This window comes from Halolamina salina, from assembly GCF_042678005.1.
In the GTDB taxonomy this organism is placed as follows: domain Archaea; phylum Halobacteriota; class Halobacteria; order Halobacteriales; family Haloferacaceae; genus Halolamina; species Halolamina salina.
Window position 1 is genome coordinate 13,607 of sequence record NZ_JBHUDH010000119.1, and the last position, 716, is coordinate 14,322.

Here is a 716-nt window from a genome sequence, read left to right on the forward strand (position 1 = left end):
CCCCACGTCGAGAAACGGCGTGCTCTTCTCGTCGATCTGCCAGAGCGCGATCTCCGCACGCTGGCCGTACTCGTTCTCGTAGGCCAGATCGAGCGGGAGGTGGATCTGATCGCCGCGCTCGTCGAGCACCGAACGGATCGTCTCCTCGTTCTCGGCCCACTGCTCGTCGAAGCGCTCGGAGTCGCCGACGTCGTAGCCGACGGAGTGGCCCGCCGCGCGGAGGAACAGTTCGCCAGCGATGCCGCCGAGACAGAACGCGTCGACCTTGTCGCCGATCGCGTCCATCACCTCGATCACGTCAGTCGCCTTGGTGCCGCCGACGGCCATCGTCACTTGCCCGTCGAACTCGCGGGTGGCGATGGCGGAGTTCGCCTCGTACTCCGTCTCCATCACCCGGCCGGCGTAGGCGGGGAGCGCGTACGGGAAGCCGACGAGCGAGGCGTGACCGCGGTGGGCCGCCGAGTAGGCGTCGTTGACGTAGGCGTCCGCGGCGTCGGCGAGGCGGGTGACCAGCCGCGACCGGGCGTGCTCAGCGGGCTCGCGGTCGGCGAGTTCGTCGTCGTCCATCCGGACGTTGTCGAGCAGCAGCACCTCGCCGGGGGCGGCGTCCTCGATCGCGTCGATCGCCGTCGGCCCGCAGATGTCGTCGACGAACCGCACGTCGAGGTCGAGGTAGTCGGCACAGCGCCCGACGCGGTCCATCGAGGGGCCACCCG

At 70.0% G+C, this 716-nt stretch carries 1 protein-coding gene; it reads right to left on the reverse strand.

Annotation, left to right across the window (positions count from 1 at the left end):
• Positions 1-702: phosphoglycerate kinase (gene pgk, locus ACFR9S_RS10735; RefSeq protein WP_379818610.1), on the reverse strand; the 702-nt coding region annotated here is incomplete at its 3' end.
• Positions 703-716 lie beyond the last annotated feature (14 nt).